The sequence below is a fragment of the Mesorhizobium sp. 43Arga genome (assembly GCF_053714255.1).
Genome location: NZ_JBSKBO010000001.1, coordinates 953,275 through 970,921, shown reverse-complemented (window position 1 = coordinate 970,921; position 17,647 = coordinate 953,275). Strand labels below are relative to the sequence as shown.

The 17,647-nt window shown below is 63.9% G+C and carries 19 protein-coding genes; 13 read left to right on the top strand and 6 right to left on the bottom strand.

Annotation, left to right across the window (positions count from 1 at the left end; genetic code table 11):
* The first annotated feature begins 73 nt into the window (after positions 1–73).
* From flhA to ACWGS8_RS04790, 5 genes are all read left to right on the top strand, one after another.
* Positions 74–2,161, top strand: a complete 2,088-nt coding sequence (flhA, locus tag ACWGS8_RS04810) for a flagellar biosynthesis protein FlhA (protein WP_454579837.1) — start codon at positions 74–76, stop codon at positions 2,159–2,161.
* Complete coding sequence (gene fliR / locus ACWGS8_RS04805; RefSeq protein WP_454579836.1) at positions 2,158–2,910, top strand: flagellar biosynthetic protein FliR; 753 nt, start codon at positions 2,158–2,160, stop codon at positions 2,908–2,910. The genes flhA and fliR overlap by 4 nt, the downstream gene beginning before the upstream one ends.
* 1 nt (position 2,911) lies before the next feature.
* On the top strand, positions 2,912–3,295 hold the full coding sequence (locus ACWGS8_RS04800; RefSeq protein ID WP_454579835.1) for a hypothetical protein: 384 nt from the start codon (positions 2,912–2,914) through the stop codon (positions 3,293–3,295).
* Positions 3,296–3,472: 177 nt separating this feature from the next.
* Entirely contained in the window at positions 3,473–4,459 is a 987-nt protein-coding gene (locus ACWGS8_RS04795; protein WP_454579834.1) for a methyltransferase, read from the top strand.
* A 70-nt stretch (positions 4,460–4,529) separates the two neighbouring features.
* Positions 4,530–5,129 carry a GNAT family N-acetyltransferase gene (locus ACWGS8_RS04790; RefSeq protein WP_454579833.1) on the top strand — a complete coding sequence of 200 codons (600 nt, stop codon included), beginning with the start codon at positions 4,530–4,532 and terminating at the stop codon, positions 5,127–5,129.
* A gap of 18 nt (positions 5,130–5,147) precedes the next feature.
* On the opposite strand, the gene ACWGS8_RS04785 is transcribed toward ACWGS8_RS04790, so the two are convergent.
* Positions 5,148–6,188, bottom strand: a complete 1,041-nt coding sequence (locus ACWGS8_RS04785) for an aminopeptidase (RefSeq protein WP_454580118.1) — start codon at positions 6,186–6,188, stop codon at positions 5,148–5,150.
* Between the two features lie 252 nt (positions 6,189–6,440).
* Between ACWGS8_RS04785 and ACWGS8_RS04780 the strand changes: the two genes are divergently transcribed.
* From ACWGS8_RS04780 to ACWGS8_RS04765, 4 genes are all read left to right on the top strand, one after another.
* The gene (locus ACWGS8_RS04780) at positions 6,441–7,070 is read left to right on the top strand and encodes a rod-binding protein (RefSeq protein WP_454579832.1); all 630 of its coding nucleotides are present in this window, start codon (positions 6,441–6,443) and stop codon (positions 7,068–7,070) included.
* 13 nt (positions 7,071–7,083) lie between these two features.
* A complete protein-coding gene (locus ACWGS8_RS04775; protein WP_454579831.1) occupies positions 7,084–7,509 on the top strand; it encodes a hypothetical protein in 426 nt (141 codons plus the stop codon).
* A gap of 124 nt (positions 7,510–7,633) precedes the next feature.
* Positions 7,634–8,170, top strand: a complete 537-nt coding sequence (locus ACWGS8_RS04770; protein ID WP_454579830.1) for a hypothetical protein — start codon at positions 7,634–7,636, stop codon at positions 8,168–8,170.
* A gap of 182 nt (positions 8,171–8,352) precedes the next feature.
* Positions 8,353–8,637, top strand: coding sequence for an SCP2 sterol-binding domain-containing protein (locus tag ACWGS8_RS04765; protein ID WP_454579829.1), 285 nt, complete (start codon positions 8,353–8,355; stop codon positions 8,635–8,637).
* Positions 8,638–8,699: 62 nt separating this feature from the next.
* On the opposite strand, the gene ACWGS8_RS04760 is transcribed toward ACWGS8_RS04765, so the two are convergent.
* Both ACWGS8_RS04760 and odc2 read right to left on the bottom strand, forming a co-directional pair.
* The gene (locus ACWGS8_RS04760) at positions 8,700–9,290 is read right to left on the bottom strand and encodes a GNAT family N-acetyltransferase (RefSeq protein ID WP_454579828.1); all 591 of its coding nucleotides are present in this window, start codon (positions 9,288–9,290) and stop codon (positions 8,700–8,702) included.
* Between the two features lie 152 nt (positions 9,291–9,442).
* Positions 9,443–10,576, bottom strand: a complete 1,134-nt coding sequence (gene odc2 / locus ACWGS8_RS04755; protein WP_010911321.1) for an ornithine/lysine decarboxylase — start codon at positions 10,574–10,576, stop codon at positions 9,443–9,445.
* A 542-nt stretch (positions 10,577–11,118) separates the two neighbouring features.
* Here odc2 and ACWGS8_RS04750 point away from each other — a divergent pair.
* The 4 genes from ACWGS8_RS04750 to ACWGS8_RS04735 all read left to right on the top strand — a co-directional run bounded on the left by ACWGS8_RS04750 (position 11,119) and on the right by ACWGS8_RS04735 (position 15,195).
* Positions 11,119–12,315, top strand: coding sequence for an amidase (locus tag ACWGS8_RS04750; RefSeq protein ID WP_454579827.1), 1,197 nt, complete (start codon positions 11,119–11,121; stop codon positions 12,313–12,315).
* 3 nt (positions 12,316–12,318) lie between these two features.
* Positions 12,319–13,218 carry a LysR family transcriptional regulator gene (locus ACWGS8_RS04745; RefSeq protein WP_454579826.1) on the top strand — a complete coding sequence of 300 codons (900 nt, stop codon included), beginning with the start codon at positions 12,319–12,321 and terminating at the stop codon, positions 13,216–13,218.
* 88 nt (positions 13,219–13,306) lie between these two features.
* Positions 13,307–13,975 carry a DUF1007 family protein gene (locus ACWGS8_RS04740; protein ID WP_454579825.1) on the top strand — a complete coding sequence of 223 codons (669 nt, stop codon included), beginning with the start codon at positions 13,307–13,309 and terminating at the stop codon, positions 13,973–13,975.
* On the top strand, positions 13,972–15,195 hold the full coding sequence (locus tag ACWGS8_RS04735; protein ID WP_454579824.1) for a nickel/cobalt transporter: 1,224 nt from the start codon (positions 13,972–13,974) through the stop codon (positions 15,193–15,195). The genes ACWGS8_RS04740 and ACWGS8_RS04735 overlap by 4 nt, the downstream gene beginning before the upstream one ends.
* A gap of 174 nt (positions 15,196–15,369) precedes the next feature.
* On the opposite strand, the gene denD is transcribed toward ACWGS8_RS04735, so the two are convergent.
* The 3 genes from denD to ACWGS8_RS04720 all read right to left on the bottom strand — a co-directional run bounded on the left by denD (position 15,370) and on the right by ACWGS8_RS04720 (position 17,629).
* Entirely contained in the window at positions 15,370–16,344 is a 975-nt protein-coding gene (gene denD / locus ACWGS8_RS04730) for a D-erythronate dehydrogenase (RefSeq protein WP_454579823.1), read from the bottom strand.
* Positions 16,345–16,356: 12 nt separating this feature from the next.
* On the bottom strand, positions 16,357–16,569 hold the full coding sequence (locus tag ACWGS8_RS04725) for a hypothetical protein (protein WP_454580117.1): 213 nt from the start codon (positions 16,567–16,569) through the stop codon (positions 16,357–16,359).
* Positions 16,570–16,651: 82 nt separating this feature from the next.
* Complete coding sequence (locus ACWGS8_RS04720; RefSeq protein ID WP_454579822.1) at positions 16,652–17,629, bottom strand: cation diffusion facilitator family transporter; 978 nt, start codon at positions 17,627–17,629, stop codon at positions 16,652–16,654.
* Positions 17,630–17,647 lie beyond the last annotated feature (18 nt).

Below are 17,647 nucleotides of genomic sequence, written 5' to 3'. Positions count from 1 at the left end.
CCCTCGCGCAAGCTTGGCCAGCTACCCTCGCCGGGCTGTCCTATGCGCGGCAGTCTATGGTTCGAGGACTTATATGGCGATCAGCGAAAGCATCCAGCCCGGCGCGGTGGCCAAGAACGGCCGCGACATCTTCTTCGCGCTCGGCATCGTCATCATCCTGGCCGTGCTGTTCCTGCCGATCCCGGCCTTCCTCATCGACATCGGCCTCGCCTTCTCGATCGCGCTTTCGGTGCTGATCCTGATGGTGGCGCTGTGGATCCAGCGGCCGCTCGATTTCTCCTCGTTTCCGACCGTGCTGCTCATCGCCACGATGCTCAGGCTGTCCCTCAACATCGCCACCACGCGCATGATCCTGTCGCATGGCAATGAGGGCACGCACGCCGCAGGCTATGTCATCGCCGGCTTCTCCAAGCTGGTGATGGCCAGCGACTTCGTCATCGGCCTCATCGTTTTCATGATCCTGATCGTGGTGAACTTCATCGTCATCACCAAGGGCGCCACGCGTATCGCCGAAGTCGGCGCCCGGTTCACCCTCGACGCCATTCCCGGCAAGCAGATGTCGATCGACGCCGACCTCTCCGCCGGCATGATCGACGACAAGACCGCCCAATTGCGCCGCCGCGAACTGGAAGAAGAAAGCTCCTTCTTCGGCTCGATGGACGGCGCCTCGAAATTTGTTCGCGGCGACGCCATCGCCGGCCTCATCATCACCGCCATCAACATCGTCGGCGGCATCGCCATTGGCTATATCAGGCATGGCATGGGCATGGGCGAGGCCGCCGACGTGTTCATCAAGCTGTCGGTCGGCGACGGTCTCGTCACCCAGATCCCTGCGCTGATCGTCTCGCTCGCCGCCGGCCTGCTGGTTTCCAAGGGCGGCACCCGCGGCTCGACCAACCAGGCCGTGTTCGGCCAGCTCGGCGCCCATCCACGCGCACTCTACGTGGCGGCGGCGTTGCTGGTGTTGCTCGGCCTGATGCCCGGCCTGCCGCTTTTCCCATTCTTCGCGTTGGCTGGCGGCATGGCCGGCCTCGGCTACGTCATCCCGATGCGCGCCAATCGCGTGCTCGCCGAGGCCGAGGCGTTGAAGACGCAGGAAAAGGCGACCAGGGCCGAGGAAGAAAAGAACTCGGTCAAGGCCTCGCTCGCCACCGCCGAAATCGAACTGCTGATCGGCAAGCAGCTGTCGACCCGGCTGCTGGTGTCGCATCAGGAGCTGGTCTTCCGCATGGGCAAGATGCGCAAGAAATTCGCGCAGCAATACGGTTTCGTCGTGCCGGAAGTGCGTGTCGCCGATGATTTCGCCATCCCGCCGAAAAGCTACCAGATCAAGGTGCATGGCACGGTGGTCGCCGAATATTCGATGCGTGTCGGCGAGATCATGGTGCTGCTCGGCAGCCGCGACGTGCCCGAAATTCCGGGCGAGGAGATCCGCGAGCCGGCCTTCGGCATGCGCGCCTATTCCGTCATGGAAACCTTCGCGGAGGATCTGAAGCGCGAGAACTACACCTTCGCCGACAACATGTCGGTGCTGCTCACCCATCTCTCGGAAGTCATCCGCAACAACCTGCCGCAGCTCCTGTCCTACAAGGACATGAAGGCGCTGCTCGAACGCCAAGACCAGGAATACCGCAAGCTCGCCGACGAGATCTGCACCACGCACATCTCCTATCCCGGCCTGCAGGCGGTGCTGAAGCTGCTGCTCGCCGAGCGCGTCTCTATCCGCAATCTGCACCTGATCATTGAGGCCATCGCCGAGATCGCGCCGCATGTGCGCCGCACCGAGCAGATCGTCGAGCATGTCCGCATCCGCATGGCCCAGCAGATCTGCGGCGACCTCTCGGAAGGTGGCGTGCTCAAGGTGCTGCGCCTCGGCAACCGCTGGGACCTCGCCTTCCATCAAAGTCTCAAGCGCGACGCCAAGGGCGAGGTGCGCGAGTTCGACATCGATCCGCGCCAGCTCGAGGAATTCGGCCAGGACGCCACCAAGGCGATCAAGAAATTCCTCGAAGCCGGCGAGCGCTTCGTTCTCGTCACCGCGCCCGACGCCCGCCCCTATGTACGCATGATCATCGAGCGCCTGTTCACCACGCTGCCGGTGCTCTCCCATGTCGAAATCGCCAAGGGCGTCGAGATCAGGGTGCTCGGGACCATATCGTGAGCGTTCTCTCGCAGAGCGTCGTCATCGCGGCGTTCCTCGCCTTCTGCCGCATCGGCGCCTGCTTCATGCTGATGCCGGGCCTGTCCAGCGCCCGCGTGCCGGTGCAGGTCAGGCTGTTCGTGGCGGTGGCCGCCACCGGCGGCCTGCTCGCCTTCCTGTGGGACCGCATCATTCCCTTCGTCGACCCGCGCCCCCAGATCCTGGTGCCGATGATCATCTCGGAGCTGCTGATCGGCGGGCTGATCGGCGCCATGACCAGGCTCTACATGGAAGCGCTGCGCTTCATGGGCTCGGCCATCGCCATGCTGATCGGCTATGGCGGCTCGGGCGGGCCGGCGATCGAGGAACCGGAACCGCAGGCAGCCCTTGCCGCCATCATCTCGTTCTCGGCGCTGCTGATGCTATTCGTCTTCGACTTCGACCACGAGATTGTCCGCGCTTTGGTGGCGTCCTACACGGTCGCGCCGGTCAACGTCTTCTTCAACCCGCAGGCGGCGCTGGTCGACATCACCGACACCGTGTCGGACACCTTCTTCCTGGTCATCCGCCTCGGCAGCCCGTTCGTTGCCTATGCCATTCTGGTCAATCTGACGATCGGCTTCGTCAACAAGCTGACCCCGCAGATCCCGATCTATTTCATTTCCCAGCCCTTCGTCATCGCCGGCGGCATGATCATCTTCTATTTCGCCATCGGCACCATGCTGTCGCTGTTCGTCGACGGCTTCGTCAACCTGACTCTGGCGAGGTGAGATGAGCACGCGCAAGGACCGCCTGAAGAAACTGGTCAAGGTGCAGGAACAGCTGAAGGCGCTGCACGAGACCCGCCACGCCACCTTCCTGGCCGCCGCAAACGCGGCGGAAGCCGAGGCCAGGGAATTGCTCGGCCATTTCAACCAGGACAATTCGCTCTCCGGCCTGTTCCCCGATCTCTATCATCGCCGCATCGCCCAGGCGGTGGTGCGCCAGGAGGAAAGCCTGGAAAGCGCGAAACAAGAGGCCGGCCTCATCGCCACGGCAAACGCCCGCACCAACATGGTCGAGCGCGCCTACAAGGACGTGCGCAACCGCGACGAGCGCGAACGCTCCGACCGCGAACGACTGGATCTGATCGCGCAGAAGCGGAACGAGGAGTAGCTGCGGGAATTGGTTATGGCCCGTTGCGGCGCCCGTCCTGCACGACGCGAACGGCAGCTTTACGCCCCATGTCGGTCGTCCGAAACAATGATTTCGTCTTCACTTTCCGGAGAACGGAAGCTCTAATCTTTTTGGGGGCTGCCTCAAAGTCGGCCTTGATGGCGGAAGGGACGCGACATGGTGGATTCTGACCGGATCGACAGACTGATCGCAGCTGTGCCCCCCGCCTTGGCGCTTCGAGCCGGGCTAGACCTTGGCATCTTCACCCGGCTCGGTGGCGATGCTGCGACGGCTGACAGCCTTGCGGCCGCGCTCAAGGTCGAGCCCGATCGCCTGTCGCGGCTCCTCTACGCGCTCGCCAGCATCGATCTCCTCGAAGTCAAGGACGGTCAGTTTCGCAACGGAGCCGAAGCGTCGGCCTTCCTCGACGCGTCCCAGCCGACCTATCGCGGTGGCGATCATGCGCTCCTGCGCGAGCTCTGGGGAGCCGACCTGCTGACGGCAGAGTCGCTGCGCCAGAACCGGCCGGCCGCGCTGCACGACTTTTCCGAAGCGGGACCCGAGGCCGCGGCAGCCTTCAGCCGCATGCTCGCACCGGGCGGGGTGATTTTCGGCCGACATCTGGCCCAGGAGATCGACCTCTCCGCCATCGGTTCGGTGATCGACATCGGCGGGGGCTCAGGGACCATTCTCGTCGGGCTTCGCGAGCGGCGGCCGCAGATTGCGGCGACGCTGATGGAACTCCCGACGGTGGCAGCAGTCGCGCCAGCCATCCTGTCGGAATACAGTGCCGACGACGTGGTTGTCGAAGAGGGAGACATAACCGTCGCGCCGTCGATCGGTCGGCATGATCTGGCGATCCTTAAGGCCGTCGTCCAGGTCCTTCCGCCGGACCAGGCACGCAGTGCGATCCTGAACGCTGCGCGTTGCCTCACGCCGGGTGGCGAGATCGCAATTGCCGGGTGGGGTGTCGTCGATGACGACCGTCTCGGCCCGTCCGAGGGTGTCTTTCTCAATCTCACCTTCCTGAACCTCTATCGCCATGGCGAATCGTACACTGAAGGTCAGTATCGCGCGTGGATGACCGAGGCTGGATTCCGGGATATCTCCAGGTCGCGCCTGACGGACGGCACCGCCTTGTTTCGTGGGCGCCTCACGGGCTGATGAATGGTTCGTTGCGGGCGCAAGGGGCGTCATTGGCAGGTAGTGGACGCAGCCCGCCGGCGCCGTTGCATTGGCGCCGCCTCGGGTCGAAAATGCCTCCATGGAAGCAGTCCGATTTCCCAAGCTCACGACACAGAGGCTGGTGCTGCGGGCGCCAAGCGAACAAGATATCCCGGCATGGTTTGCGCGCGCGACGGATATCGAATCCGCCTCCCTTGCCGGAGATCCCGTTCCCGACGACATAGGAGCGGGCGAGCGATGGCTCGCCCGCTCGCGTCAGCGGTTCGCCGACGGCAAAGCGATCCAGTGGTCCATGGACCAGGCGGGAGTGTCGAACGCGATCGGGACGATAACCCTGTCCTTCGACGCGACCGGCGCCAAGGCAGCCGCATTGGGATTTGTGCTGGCGCGGGCGCATTGGGGGCACGGACTGGGCAGCGAGGCGGCGCGCGAAGTCCTTCGCTACGCCTTCGAAACCCTGGCGCTTGAACGGGTGAGCGCCGAGGCGGCGGCGCGCAATTTCGCGTCGCTGCGAATATTGGCGAAGCTCGGCTTCAAACATATCGAGAGCTTCATCGATGAGTCCGACGGCGAGCGCTGCGAGCGTTTCGCGCTCGACGCAGACATCGGATCGTTACTGTCGGCGAGCAACGCGATGCCAGGCAGCTAGGTCCCGAGCCTGTTCAAGTCAATTGCACGTATTCGCGGCCTTCAGCGCTTCGGCACGGAAAGGTTCGTGCAATTCCGCGATCCGGCGAACAGAAGCGTAGAACCTTGGATAATCGCCGGAACACAAATCGAACAGATGAAGAAACGCCGGGACCTGTTCGCCGTAGACGGCAGTCGCGGCGAGCTTTGCATTGTTGATCGGGGCATCGAACCAGGCATCGTATCCCCGGTATCCGGCCCAGCGCCTGTCGCGCATCTGCCGGTAGCGTATCCGCAGCCTGTCGATCGTGGCTGCTTTGGCAGCCGCCATCTGGTCAGGGACGCGGGGACTTCCATAGTCCTGCCGCAACTCATCCCGTGTTTTCGCTATCAGTCCGAGAAAATCCGCCTGGCGCTTGCGGTTCGTCTCGTAGCGCCGCAATCCGGCGCGATCGCCAGTGGCGCGGAGCCATTTCCTCACACCGCTGGTTTCGACGGCGACGGCGAAGGCCTCGTTGAACGCGGAGTCGTTGTTCACATAGATTTTCTGATGCGCCAGTTCATGAAAGATAAGGCTGGCGATATAGGTGTCGTCCTGACGCAGCATGGTGCTGAGCAGCGGGTCGCTGAACCAGCCCAGCGTGGAATAGGCGGTGACGCCTGACACATAGACGTCCAGTCCTTGTCGCTGCAGTTCGGCGGCGCTTTCAGCCGCTGATTTCTGGGAAAAATAACCCCGGTAAGGAACGCAGCCGAAGACCGGAAAGCACCAGGTTATTGGCGTAAGCGAGAATTTCGGCGCGGCAAAAACGGCAAGGGTCACATCGGCCCGACCGATGTCGACATAGCTGCGATAGCTGCTGTTGTCGGGCAGCGCCAGTTCTTCCGTGGCAAAGCGGCGTATGGCGCTGGCCGACGTCAATTTGGCGCGCAATGCCTCGGGCGTCGAGGGATCGCGGATGAGCCTTCCGACATTTTTCCGCGCGGCCATGATCTGCACGTGGCCCTCCACCGACTGCGCGTAGTAGGAAATGCTGGTGCACCCGGCCAGGCCGGACGCCACGATCACCGCGGCAAGCATTCGAAGAACGCGCTTCACTGTTTGCCCACCGCTTGCCCGTCTCCCATGCAGCAAATGTCTCCCCCCGTTCTCAAACAGGCACACCAATTCCCGTCAAGAGCTGTAGAGGCAGCGGGTCGACTTTCGGCGTTGGCATGGCACTCCGGCCATCCGCCTGCCGCCGAAAGGACGGCGAGAGCCCGAAGCAGCCGCTTAATCCCCACATTCCGCCTCCCTCCCCCGCGCGCAAGCCTGCCACAAGCTTGTTGAGGCATGGTCTGGCTAAGGAAACCCGATAAAAGGCGGACTTTCTTGGCGATTTCTCCACCCAGCGACATCGTTATGGATGTTGCCCGAGCTGCCGATCCGATGGATATCGAGGCTGCCCGTGCCGCGCTGACCAAGCGCGCGGGTGGCGCTGCCGGGGCCTTTTCGGTCGACACCCCCGGTTCGCTGGATACCGCGGCGTCCGTTGACGCCGGCTCGATTCTGTCGCGCGCCACGGCTGACAAGGCGGCGGCGACGGCCGATCCGGCCAAGAAATTCAAGAAGTTCGAGGCAATGGTCCTGCAGACCTTCATCCAGAACATGCTGCCCAAGGACACGGAGGGCGTCTACGGCACGGGTCTGGCCGGCGACATGTGGAAGTCGCAGCTCGCCGAACGCGTTGCCGACGTCATGGCCGAGCGCGGCGGCATCGGCATCGCCAAATCGCTGGTTGCCGACCACTATATGGACGGCAAGCGCAAGGTGCCGATCGGCCCGGTTTCGAACGGACCGGAAAAGACCGAGATCGATCAGCAGGCCCGTCTGTCCACCTCGCTCGTCCAGGAACTGCAGCGCAAGGCCGCCAGGTCGATGACCGGTGACGAGACAACCATAAAAACAGACATCAAGATCTAGACTGGGAAACACCATGGCCGATTCTTCCGAATTCACTGCCAACCTGCCGGCGCGCACGGCCGCGTCGGAGGCTCCGATCCTGTTCGCGCGGCCCGGAAACCTCGCCGCCATCATCGGCCGCATCGAGGAGGTAGTCGAGGAAGAGACCGCCGGCATCCGCAGAGATACCAGCTATGATCTCAAGGCGTCGAACGCCCGCAAGAGCCGCTATCTCTATGAGCTGACCCGCGCCATGAAGGGCGGCAGCGAAGCCGAGTTCCTCGAACAGCATCGCGAGGGCCTGACCCGGCTGCGCCAGAAACTGGCGAAGAACGAGGCGGCGATCCTGGCGCATCTGAGCGCCGTCAACGAGGTCGCCAGCCTGCTGCGCAGCGCCATCCAGCGCGCCGAAACCGACGGCACCTACTCCGCAGGCGAGTTCGGCCGGATGAAGGGCTAGAGCATGATCCCGAAAAGTGGATGCCGGCTTTCGGAAAAGATCACGCTCAAACAAAGAGATAGAGCCCCATCCCGATTGAATCGGGATGGAACAGGCTCTAGAGCGCGATGATGTCGGGCTCTGAATGATCAAGATCATCGCCATCGCGGTCTGGGTCTGCGCCGCCACGCTCGGCGCCGTCTTCTATTCGTTCCAGGCAGCCGGCGAACGCGGCGTCGGCGAGAAACCCAAGCCGATGCTGGGCGGACTGGATTACGTCAAGACCGACGTCATTTCGGTGCCGCTGATCCGCGACTCCAAGATCGGCGGCTATTTCCTAGCCAAGCTCGTCTACACCGTCGAACCGGAGCAGATAAAGAAACTGTCGATTCCGGCCGAAGCGCTGATCACCGACCAGGTCTACAGCTATCTCTACGCCAATCCGCAGATCGACTTCACCAAGAAGGCGTCGATCGATCTCGATGCCTTCCGCGCCGCCATCCGCGACACCGTCAACGCCCGCGTCGGAGCGAACCTGGTGCATGAGGTTCTGGTCGATCAGGTCAATTTCCTGAGCAAGGACGAGATCCGCGACAACTGGCTGCGCCGCCGGCAGGATTCCGACCCCTCGGCTGCCGGGACCGCCAAGTCGGCCGAAGCGGACGCGCCGCCGGCTCACTGACCCCTGGTGCCCCGACAGGTTACCTGGTGCGGCGATAGGAACCAGCCTCCAGGATTCGCGTTGACGTAAACGTCAACCCAAAGCTATATGCGGCAGCGACCGTGGTCGCCAGAAATGCCGCACGAGCTTCGGCCGGACCGAAATGCCCTGTGCGACAGGTGCAACCAGACAGGGAGAACAGCGTGAGCGTTCAGGAGATTGCCGAGAAGATCAAGTCGCGCGTGGCCAGCAGCGGGTTTGATCGTTCCGTGAAGTTCGACACCGGCGGCGACGGCGTTATCATCATCGATGGCGCAACCGTCTCGAACACCGATGCCCCCACCGACTGCACCATCAAGCTCTCGCTCGACGATCTCGATTCGCTGATCGCAGGCGACCTGAACCCCACCATGGCGTTCATGACCGGCAAGATCAAAGTCGAAGGCGACATGACGGTGGCCATGGCGCTCAGCCAGTTGATCGGCTGATCAGCCTCGCTCCGAAGTCACAAAAAACGCCGCCTTTTGGGGCGGCGTTTTCGTTTGAATGGTCAATAGCGGTTCTCAGCCCTCAGGCGGCCAGCGTCGGCGCCTGTGCCCTTCAGCTTGCGGCCGCAAGCCTTCAGCGTGCCGTGCACGCCATCCAGCGCGCCGTCCACCAGTTCCAGCGCCAGCAGGCGATGCCGCTCATAGGGGCCCGGCATCGCCAGCCCGCCTGTCTTGTCGGCCGAGAAGCCGAAGCGTCCGTAATAGGGCGCATCGCCGACCAGCAGGATCGCCGCGTGGCCGAGACGCGCCGCCTCGGCCACGGCGTGGCGCATCAGCGCCGAGCCGATGCCGGCATTCTTGAGCGACGGATCGACGGCGAGCGGGCCAAGCAGCAATGCCGCCGGGCCGCCCTCGCCCAGCCTGACATCCCACAGCCGCACCGTGCCGGCGACGCCGCCTGAGGCATCGCGCGCGACGAAGGCCAGGCCTTCCGAAGGCCGGCGGCCACGCCGCAGCTTCTCAGACGATTTTTTCCGCCGCATCGGCCCCATGGCACGATCAAGCAAGGCTTCGCGTGCCGCGACGTCTGCGACGGTTTCGGCGACCATCGAAAAGGCCGGCGCATGAGCTACGATTTCAACTGACATTTCCATTTCCGCAATCCCTGGCAAGCGGAGATCTGTTCCACAAGCGAGCCCGGGCGGGCGGCAAGCGCCTGCCCGGGATGATCTGATCGGTTCTCAGCGCTTTTTCAGGCGAAGTGGCATCCGGTTCGCCGTCCGAAAATGCGCCAAATAAAGAACCGTCAGATCACGTAGGATCGGAGAGGCTCGAAGCCGTTGAAGGCGACCGCCGAGTAGGTGGTCGTGTAGGCGCCAGTGCCTTCGATCAGCACCTCGTCGCCAATGGTCAGCGACAGAGGCAGCGGATACGGCGTCTTCTCGTACATCACGTCGGCCGAATCGCAGGTCGGGCCGGCGAGCACGCAAGGCGCGGTCTCCGAGCCGTCATGGCGGGTGACGAGGGGATAGCGGATCGCCTCGTCCATCGTCTCGGCCAGACCGCCGAACTTGCCGATGTCGAGGAACACCCAGCGCACATTGTCATTGTCGGCCTTCTTCGAGATGAGCACGACTTCCGACTTTATGACGCCGGCATTGCCGACCATGCCACGGCCCGGCTCGATGATGGTTTCGGGAATGGCATTGCCGAAATGCTTGCGCAGCGCCGAGAAGATCGCCTGGCCATAGGCCTGGGCCGCCGGCACGTCACGCAGATAGCGCGTCGGGAAACCGCCGCCCATATTGACCATCTTCAAGACGATGCCTTCCTCGGCCAACGTGGCGAACACCTTCTTGGCGTCGGCCAGCGCACGGTCCCAGGCGGTCAGGTCGGTCTGCTGCGAGCCGACATGGAACGACACGCCATAGGCGTCGAGGCCGAGGCCCTTGGCATGGCGCAGCACGTCGACGGCCATGGCAGGCACGCAGCCGAACTTGCGCGACAGCGGCCATTCGGCGCCTTCGCCGTCGGTCAGCACGCGGCAGAACACGCGCGCGCCGGGAGCGACGCGGGCGATCTTCTCGACCTCCTCGACGCAATCAACCGCGAACAGGCGAATGCCGAGCTGGTAGGCGCGTGCGATGTCACGCTCCTTCTTGATGGTGTTGCCGAAGGAGATGCGGTCCGCGGGCGCACCCGCGTCCATCGCCATCTCGACTTCGGCAACCGAAGCGGTGTCGAAGGACGAGCCCATCGCAGCAAGGAGGCGCAGGATTTCCGGCGCCGGGTTTGCTTTCACCGCATAGTAGATCTTGGAATCGGGCAGCGCCTTCTCGAAGGCGCGGAAATTGTCACGCACGACATCGAGGTCGACGACGAGGCAAGGGCCGGACGGACGTCGGGTGGCGAGGAAGTCGAGGATGCGCTGGGTAGCCATCGGGTTTCTCCAAACACGCCTTTCGGCGCGCACAAGGGTGCGGACGCGGGCTGTCGGCCTCGCGAACACGCGGTGGACAAAGGCGGGACGGAAAATCCATGGAACCAGCCGGTGGAGACCCCGGAACCATGAAACGCCGTCTCGCGGCGATGAACCTCGGCCTTGCCCGGCTTCGGTCCGCTTTGTCTGCCTTGGCTTGGATTGGGAGAACCCCGTTCCGCACTACCGGCAATGAAGGTGTGCCTCTTCAGTAACCCCGGTCTTTGGACAACCGGCAGAGAACCAGAAAGGCCCGCACCGTCGTTGCTTCAAGGTGTCCTCGGGCTGGCGGTTGGCCGCTAGACCGACTGGAGGGGTTGGCTCCAGTTACCTTACCGATTTCCCTCACCATTCGAGGATCGGCGGACACCCACAGGCACGTGCGACTTTGGGCAAGCGCGATATAGGGGCGATGGATTTCACAATCAATAAAAATCGTATCGCAGGTTGTAAAATTTCCGGCATCGAACAATGTAAGTGCAACCGTATCCGGATATCGAACAATGACAGGCACGCACGGTCCCTACAACGCCTTCCTCGATCTTCGCCAGATGCCTGTGGCCCATGCCGAACTCGGCCCACTCGGCGGCCTGCGGCTGGCCGTCAAGGACATTTACGACGTCGCCGGCTACCGCACCGGTTGCGGCAATTCCAGGAAATTCGCCGAAAGCAATGCCGCCTCGCGCACGGCGCCGGCCGTGCAGACGATTCTCGATTCCGGCGCGCGCTTCGTCGGCAAGACGCAGACCGACGAACTGGCCTTCGCGCTGTTCGGCCAGAACGCGCATTTTCCGTTTCCGGTGAACCCGGCCGCTCCCGACCGCGTCACCGGCGGCTCGTCGTCCGGCTCGGCGGCGGCAGTGGCGGGCGGGCTGGCCGACATCGCCACCGGCTCCGACACTGGCGGCTCGATCCGCGCGCCGGCGAGTTTTTGCGGACTGATCGGGCTGCGCACCACGCATGGGCGCATCTCGCTCGACGGCGCGATGCAGTTGGCGCCGAGCTTCGACACGTTCGGCTGGTTCGCCGACGACATCGAGACCTACGAGACAACAGGCAAGCTGCTGCTTGGCCGCGACCCGCACCAGCATTCACTGGACCGCCCGATATCGCTGACCTGGCTGGACGAGATGGTCGCTCGCCCCGCACTTGCCGAATATGCCGCAATGAAGGCGCTGGCGGGCGCGGTGCTCGGTATGCCGGCGACCTCGACCACGCGCTTCAGCTCTTCCCCGGATGAACTCTACTGGTGCTTTCGGCGGCTGCAGGCCAGGGAAGCCTGGCGCGTGCATGGCGAATGGATCACCAGCGGCGAGCGCGACCTTGGCCCAGGCGTCGAGGAGCGTTTCGGCTTTGGCCGCGCCGTCGACGACCGCACGGCGCAGGCCGAGAAAGTGCGCCGCCTGACCTTCCGCGGCGAGCTCAGCACCCTGCTCGGCAAGGACGGCTTCCTTGTCCTGCCGACGGTGCCGGGCCCGGCACCTTATGCCGACTCGACGCCGGAGCAGTTCCAGGCCTATCGCGAGCGCGCCCTGCATCTTCTGTGCCTCGCCGGCCTGTCGGGCTTCCCACAGATCACCTTGCCCATCGGCTCGGTCGCCGGCGCGCCGTTCGGCCTTTCGCTGCTTGGCCCTTCCGGCAGCGACATTGCCCTGATACGGCTCGGCCGAAAACTTCTCGACGCAGCACAAAGGGCCTGAACCATGGACACACTGACCCGCATGCGCGCCTTCATCGACGTCGTCGAGGCCGAGGGCTTTTCGGCGGCGGCGCGCAAGATCGGCCGCTCCAAGGCGCTGCTGTCGAAATATGTGCGCGAGCTGGAGGACGAACTCGGCGCGCTGCTGCTGAACCGCACGACACGCCAGTTCTCGATGACCGAGGCCGGCCACACCTATTACCGGCGCGCCTCGGAGATCGTGCGCGAGGTCGACAGCCTGGCGGATGCCGTGCGCGAATCGTCCGGCGACGTGCGCGGCAGGATCAAACTGTCGGCGCCGCGCACCTTCGCCGACGCACCGATCGGCCAGTCGCTGATCGACTTCGCCAAGCAGCATCCCGACATCGTGCTCGACATCCAGCTCGACGACCGCTTCGTCGACCTGGTCGAGGAAGGTTTCGATCTCGCCGTGCGCATCTCGCGCCTGGAGAATTCGTCGCTGATCGCGAGACGGCTCGCGCCGTTTTCAGTGAAACTTTGCGCCTCGCCCGAACTGATCGCCCGGCATGGCATGCCGACACGACCGCAGGATCTCGGTCACATGCCCTGCATCGTCGACACCAATGGCCGCGGGCTGAACAATTGGGCGTTCAAGGGCGACAACAACGATCAACTGAGCGTCGCGGTGACAGGCCCTATCGAGGTCAACAGCCCGATGGCGGCGCGGGCCGCGGCCCTGTCGGGACTCGGATTTTGCATCCTGCCGGATTTCATCGCCTCGCCCGATCTCAAGAGCGGCCAGTTGGTAACGGCGCTCGACGACCGCATCCTGTCGGGCGGCGGCATCTTCGCCGTCTACCCGCACCGCCGCTATCTGCCGGCCAAGGTCCGTGTTTTCGTCGACTTCCTTGTGCAGTGGTTCAGGACGCGTGAGGTCGCTTGACCCACCTTCGCCGCGTCCCGGTCCCAATTTCGCCCGCTTTCTGGTAACTCTCGACATCTCTCCAAAGCCAAGGGAATCGCGACCGGGAATGCAGCTCAAACGGCACGCAATCATACTGGCTTCGGCCCTGGCGGCGACCCTTGCCGCCACCGGACCGGCCTACGTGCATCCGCACGTCTTCGCCGAGGCCCGGCTGGACGTCATCCTGTCCCCGGATCACCAAAGTGTGAAAGCGCTGCGTCATCTCTGGCGCTTCGACGACCTGTTTTCGAGTACGGTGATGATGGAGTTCGACAAGAATTCCGACCTGAAGCTTGACGACAAGGAGCTGAAGGAGGTCGCCGACACAGTTCATGCCTCGCTGGCCGAATTCAACTATTTCCAGCTCGTCACGCAGAACGGCAAGGACGTGACGATGGTGCCGCCCCCGCATCTGATGGCCAATTTCGACAACGACCAGCTGATCATCCTGTTTGAGTCCGCACCCAAGGCGCCGATCAAGCTGACCGGCACGATCGACATCGGCGTCTATGACCCGACCTTCTACACGGCGATCGACTTCACCGAGGATTCCAACATCACGGTTGCTGGCCTGCCGTCGAATTGCACCAGCAAGGTGGTCCGTCCGGACCCTGACGAGGCCATCAAGGAAAACCAGAAGACCCTGACGGATGCCTTCTTCAACGACCCGACAGGCACCGACATGAGCAAGATCTTTGCCACCAAGCTCGAACTGACCTGTCAGCCAGAAGGATGAAGCCGGTGACGAAACCGTCCCTGCGTTTGGCATTCGGCCTGTTGGCCCTCACCTTTGCCGCGATGCATTTCGCCAATGCCGCGCAGGCCCAGTCCTCGCTCGGCATCGGCGTCAATGACGGCATGGCGCCCACCACCGGTCCGTTCGCCCACATCCTGATGTGGATCAATGTGCGGCAACAGGAATTCTACCGCGCGCTGGCGACGGCCATGAAGGCGATGCGCCAGGACAACAGCAAGCTCTGGGTGCTGATCGGCCTGTCCTTCGCCTATGGCATCTTCCATGCCGCCGGGCCCGGCCACGGCAAGGCGGTGATCTCGTCCTACATGGTGGCCAATGAAGTGGCGCTCAAGCGCGGCATTCTGTTGTCCTTCGTCTCGGCACTGCTGCAGGGTCTGACGGCGATCGCCGTCATGCTGCTCGCCTATTTCGTTCTGCGCGGCACCACCATCTCGATGACCGACGCGGCCTGGTTCATGGAGATCATGAGCTTTGGCCTCGTCACCCTGTTCGGCGCCTGGCTGCTGTGGCGCAAGCTCGGCCCGTCCATCCTGCGCCTGTTCGGCAAGGCACCCGCCTACAGTCTGTCGGCGGCGCACGCCGGGCATTCGCATGCGGGTCATTCTCACGCGGGTCATTCCCACGCCGGCCATTCGCATGCCGCGCACAGCCTTTCGGCTCATGCGCATTCGCACGTGCTGCACGGGCATGGCGACCACGACCATGACCATTCGCACGACCATCACGACCACGCCGCGCATGACCACCATCATGGCCATGGCGCGCACGATCATGCCCACCATGACCATGCGCATCGCGATCACGCGGCGGTCGAGGTCTGCGAAACCTGCGGCCACTCGCATGCGCCCGACCCGGCGCTGCTGTCGGGCGACCGTTTCGACTGGCGCACAGCCTGGTCGGCGGTAGCCGCTGTCGGTATACGCCCCTGCTCCGGCGCGCTGATCGTGCTGAGCTTCGCGCTGCTCAACGGGCTCTGGCTCGGCGGCCTGCTGTCGGTGCTGGCAATGTCCCTGGGCACCGCGATCACCGTCTCGGCGCTGGCAACGCTTGCCGTGACCGCCAAGAACTGGGCGGTGCACTTCGCCGGCGACGGCCGTATGGGCAACCGCATCCACTCGATCGTCGAGATCGGCGGCGCGGCCTTCGTGTTCCTGTTCGGGCTGCTGCTGCTGTCGGCGAGTTTGACGGGCAGCGTTTGACTATAAGTAGGCACCCGAAGCTGTGTTGAGATTCAGCTCAGGCCGCGCCGAGAACTGCTGATGCCGAGAACCGGAGCGGAGCGTACTTAAAGTACGTGAGCTCAGTTCTACTGCGACGCAGTAGGACGGGGAAGCGCAGGTATCAGCTGTTCGCAGGCCGGCATCACCTGAATATCAAGACACCTTGCCATCCAGTTCATCCTCGACGTGGGCGCGGATGATCTCGTCAAAACTCTTCTCGGCGCTGAAGCCGAGCTCTCGCGACCGCTTCGCCTCGAAGCGGGTCGGCCAGCCCTTGACGATCGCCCAGATCGTCTCGTCCGGCACCTCGCGGATCAGGCTTACCGTCTTCGATCCGGCAATGCGCTCCAGCGCCTCGATCTGCTCGCCTACGGTGACGGCGACGCCGGGCATCGTCAGGTTGCGGCGCGGCCCGACGGCAGCGCCGTCGATCCCGGCCGCATGGATCAGGAAATTCACCGCCGAGCGCGGGCTGGCATGGGTATGCACGACGGAGCGCGGCACCGGCAGGATCGCCTCTTGCCCGCTCAAGGGCTCGCGGATGATGCCGGAGAAGAAACCAGAGGCCGCCTTGTTCGGCTTGCCGGGCCGCACGCAGATCGTCGGCAGGCGGATGCCGATGCCGTCGAGGAAGCCGCGCCTGGAATAGTCGGCGAGCAGCGCCTCGCTCATCTGCTTCTGCGTGCCGTAGGAGGTCAGCGGCGTCGGATGGAAGTCATCGGGAATGACATCCGGGAACGGCGCGCCGAACACGGCGATCGACGAGGTGAAAACCACGCGCGGTGTAAAGCCCGCCAGGCGGATGGCATCGAACAAAGCGCGCGTGCCGTCGAGATTGACGCGGTAGCCGAGATCGAAATTCGCTTCCGCCTCGCCCGACACGATGCCGGCGAGATGAAAGATGACATCGGGACGCGACGCGACCAGGCTTTCGGCAGCGCCCGCCTCGGCCAGGTCGCCTGTGTGGGTGCTGATACTGACACCCTCCATGGCCGGCGCCTGGGGCGGCACGATGTCGTGCAGGTCGAGCGCAGTGATCTTCTCGGCTCGCAGCGTGCCGTCCTTGGCCAGCCGGGCGATGAGCTTGCGGCCGACCATGCCCGCGGCGCCAGTGATCAGAATGCGCATGTCAAAATTCCCTTACTTGCCCTGATTTTTGCGCTGGCTGCGCGCGCGCAGCCAGAACACGAGGAAAAACGCCAGCACGAAGGCAATGCCGAATATACCGGCGAGCACCGTCGAAAGATTGCCGAGTGCCAGCATCACGGTCGGCAGATAGAAGGCAGCGATGCCGAAAAGCAGCATGATCCACAGCGCGGCAATAGCGGCATTCCTGGTGTCGCGGTCCATCATGCAGCACCGGGGCAGCGGGCATTCGTCAAGCTGGCTTTCAAAGCTTTGGAACTCCTGAGGCAGGGCCGGTACCCGACCAGGCTTAGTGATGGTGGCTGTGATGCGCGGCCGCATCGTGCCCATGCTCATGATCGTGGTCGTCGGCCTCGTCGGCGCATTGGCCGAATTCCGGTTCCACGGTGGCATGGCTGATGCCGTGCTCGCTGGCAAGCCGCTTCTTGATGGCGCTGACGGCCTGATGCGCATCGAGGCCCTCGTCGAGGCAGGCATGCAGCGTCGCCATGGTGCTTGTCCCGTCCAGCGACCAGATATGCATATGATGCACCTCGCGCACGCCCTTGACCGCGCTCTGGATGTCCGTGGCGATGAGGTCGCGGTCGAGGCTTGGCGGCACGCCTTCGAGCAGCACATGGGCGGCGGCGCGCATCAGCGACCATGCCGTCGACAGGATCAGCAGCGAGACCAACACCGACAGGATCGGGTCGATCGGCGTCCAGCCGGTAACAAGGATCACCACTGCCGCCACGATTGCCGCTGCCGAACCGAGCAGGTCGCCCAGCACATGCAGGATGGCGCCGCGCATGTTGAGGCTCTCGCGGTCGCCGCCATGCAGCACCAGGAAGGAGCCGATATTGACCAGCAGGCCGAGGATCGCCACGACCAACATCGGTCCGCCAAGCACCAGGGCAGGCGCCCGTAGGCGCGCCCACGCCTCGTAGACGATCCACAGCGCGATGACGAAGATGGCGATGCCGTTGGTGTAGGCGACCAATGTCTTGACCCGGCCGAAGCCATAAGTGAGCTGCCCGGTCGCCGGCCGCCCCGCAAGATGGAACGCATACCAGGCCAGGCCGAGCGCGATCGCATCGGCAAGCATGTGGCCGGCATCCGCCAGCAGCGCCAGCGACCCGGTGAACAGGCCGCCAAGCGCTTCCGCCACCATGAAACCCGCCGTCAGGCAGGCGGCGATCAGCACGCGCTTCTTGTCGGTCGCGCCATGCACATGGCCGGCGCCGCCGTGATCATGGCCCCTATGGTCGTGGGAATGGGTATGCGCCAAATGGCAAACTCCCTTACG

What these genes read in the sequence shown, in the direction of transcription:
- flhA (WP_454579837.1), top strand. Translation starts at nt 74, where the DNA reads ATGGCGATCAGCGAAAGCATCCAGCCCGGCGCGGTGGCCAAGAACGGC.
- ACWGS8_RS04800 (WP_454579835.1), top strand. Translation starts at nt 2,912, where the DNA reads ATGAGCACGCGCAAGGACCGCCTGAAGAAACTGGTCAAGGTGCAGGAA.
- ACWGS8_RS04795 (WP_454579834.1), top strand. Translation starts at nt 3,473, where the DNA reads ATGGTGGATTCTGACCGGATCGACAGACTGATCGCAGCTGTGCCCCCC.
- ACWGS8_RS04785 (WP_454580118.1), bottom strand. Translation starts at nt 6,188, where the DNA reads ATGCTTGCCGCGGTGATCGTGGCGTCCGGCCTGGCCGGGTGCACCAGC.
- ACWGS8_RS04780 (WP_454579832.1), top strand. Translation starts at nt 6,441, where the DNA reads ATGGTCTGGCTAAGGAAACCCGATAAAAGGCGGACTTTCTTGGCGATT.
- ACWGS8_RS04775 (WP_454579831.1), top strand. Translation starts at nt 7,084, where the DNA reads ATGGCCGATTCTTCCGAATTCACTGCCAACCTGCCGGCGCGCACGGCC.
- ACWGS8_RS04770 (WP_454579830.1), top strand. Translation starts at nt 7,634, where the DNA reads ATGATCAAGATCATCGCCATCGCGGTCTGGGTCTGCGCCGCCACGCTC.
- ACWGS8_RS04760 (WP_454579828.1), bottom strand. Translation starts at nt 9,290, where the DNA reads ATGGAAATGTCAGTTGAAATCGTAGCTCATGCGCCGGCCTTTTCGATG.
- odc2 (WP_010911321.1), bottom strand. Translation starts at nt 10,576, where the DNA reads ATGGCTACCCAGCGCATCCTCGACTTCCTCGCCACCCGACGTCCGTCC.
- ACWGS8_RS04750 (WP_454579827.1), top strand. Translation starts at nt 11,119, where the DNA reads ATGACAGGCACGCACGGTCCCTACAACGCCTTCCTCGATCTTCGCCAG.
- ACWGS8_RS04745 (WP_454579826.1), top strand. Translation starts at nt 12,319, where the DNA reads ATGGACACACTGACCCGCATGCGCGCCTTCATCGACGTCGTCGAGGCC.
- ACWGS8_RS04740 (WP_454579825.1), top strand. Translation starts at nt 13,307, where the DNA reads ATGCAGCTCAAACGGCACGCAATCATACTGGCTTCGGCCCTGGCGGCG.
- ACWGS8_RS04735 (WP_454579824.1), top strand. Translation starts at nt 13,972, where the DNA reads ATGAAGCCGGTGACGAAACCGTCCCTGCGTTTGGCATTCGGCCTGTTG.
- denD (WP_454579823.1), bottom strand. Translation starts at nt 16,344, where the DNA reads ATGCGCATTCTGATCACTGGCGCCGCGGGCATGGTCGGCCGCAAGCTC.
- ACWGS8_RS04725 (WP_454580117.1), bottom strand. Translation starts at nt 16,569, where the DNA reads ATGATGGACCGCGACACCAGGAATGCCGCTATTGCCGCGCTGTGGATC.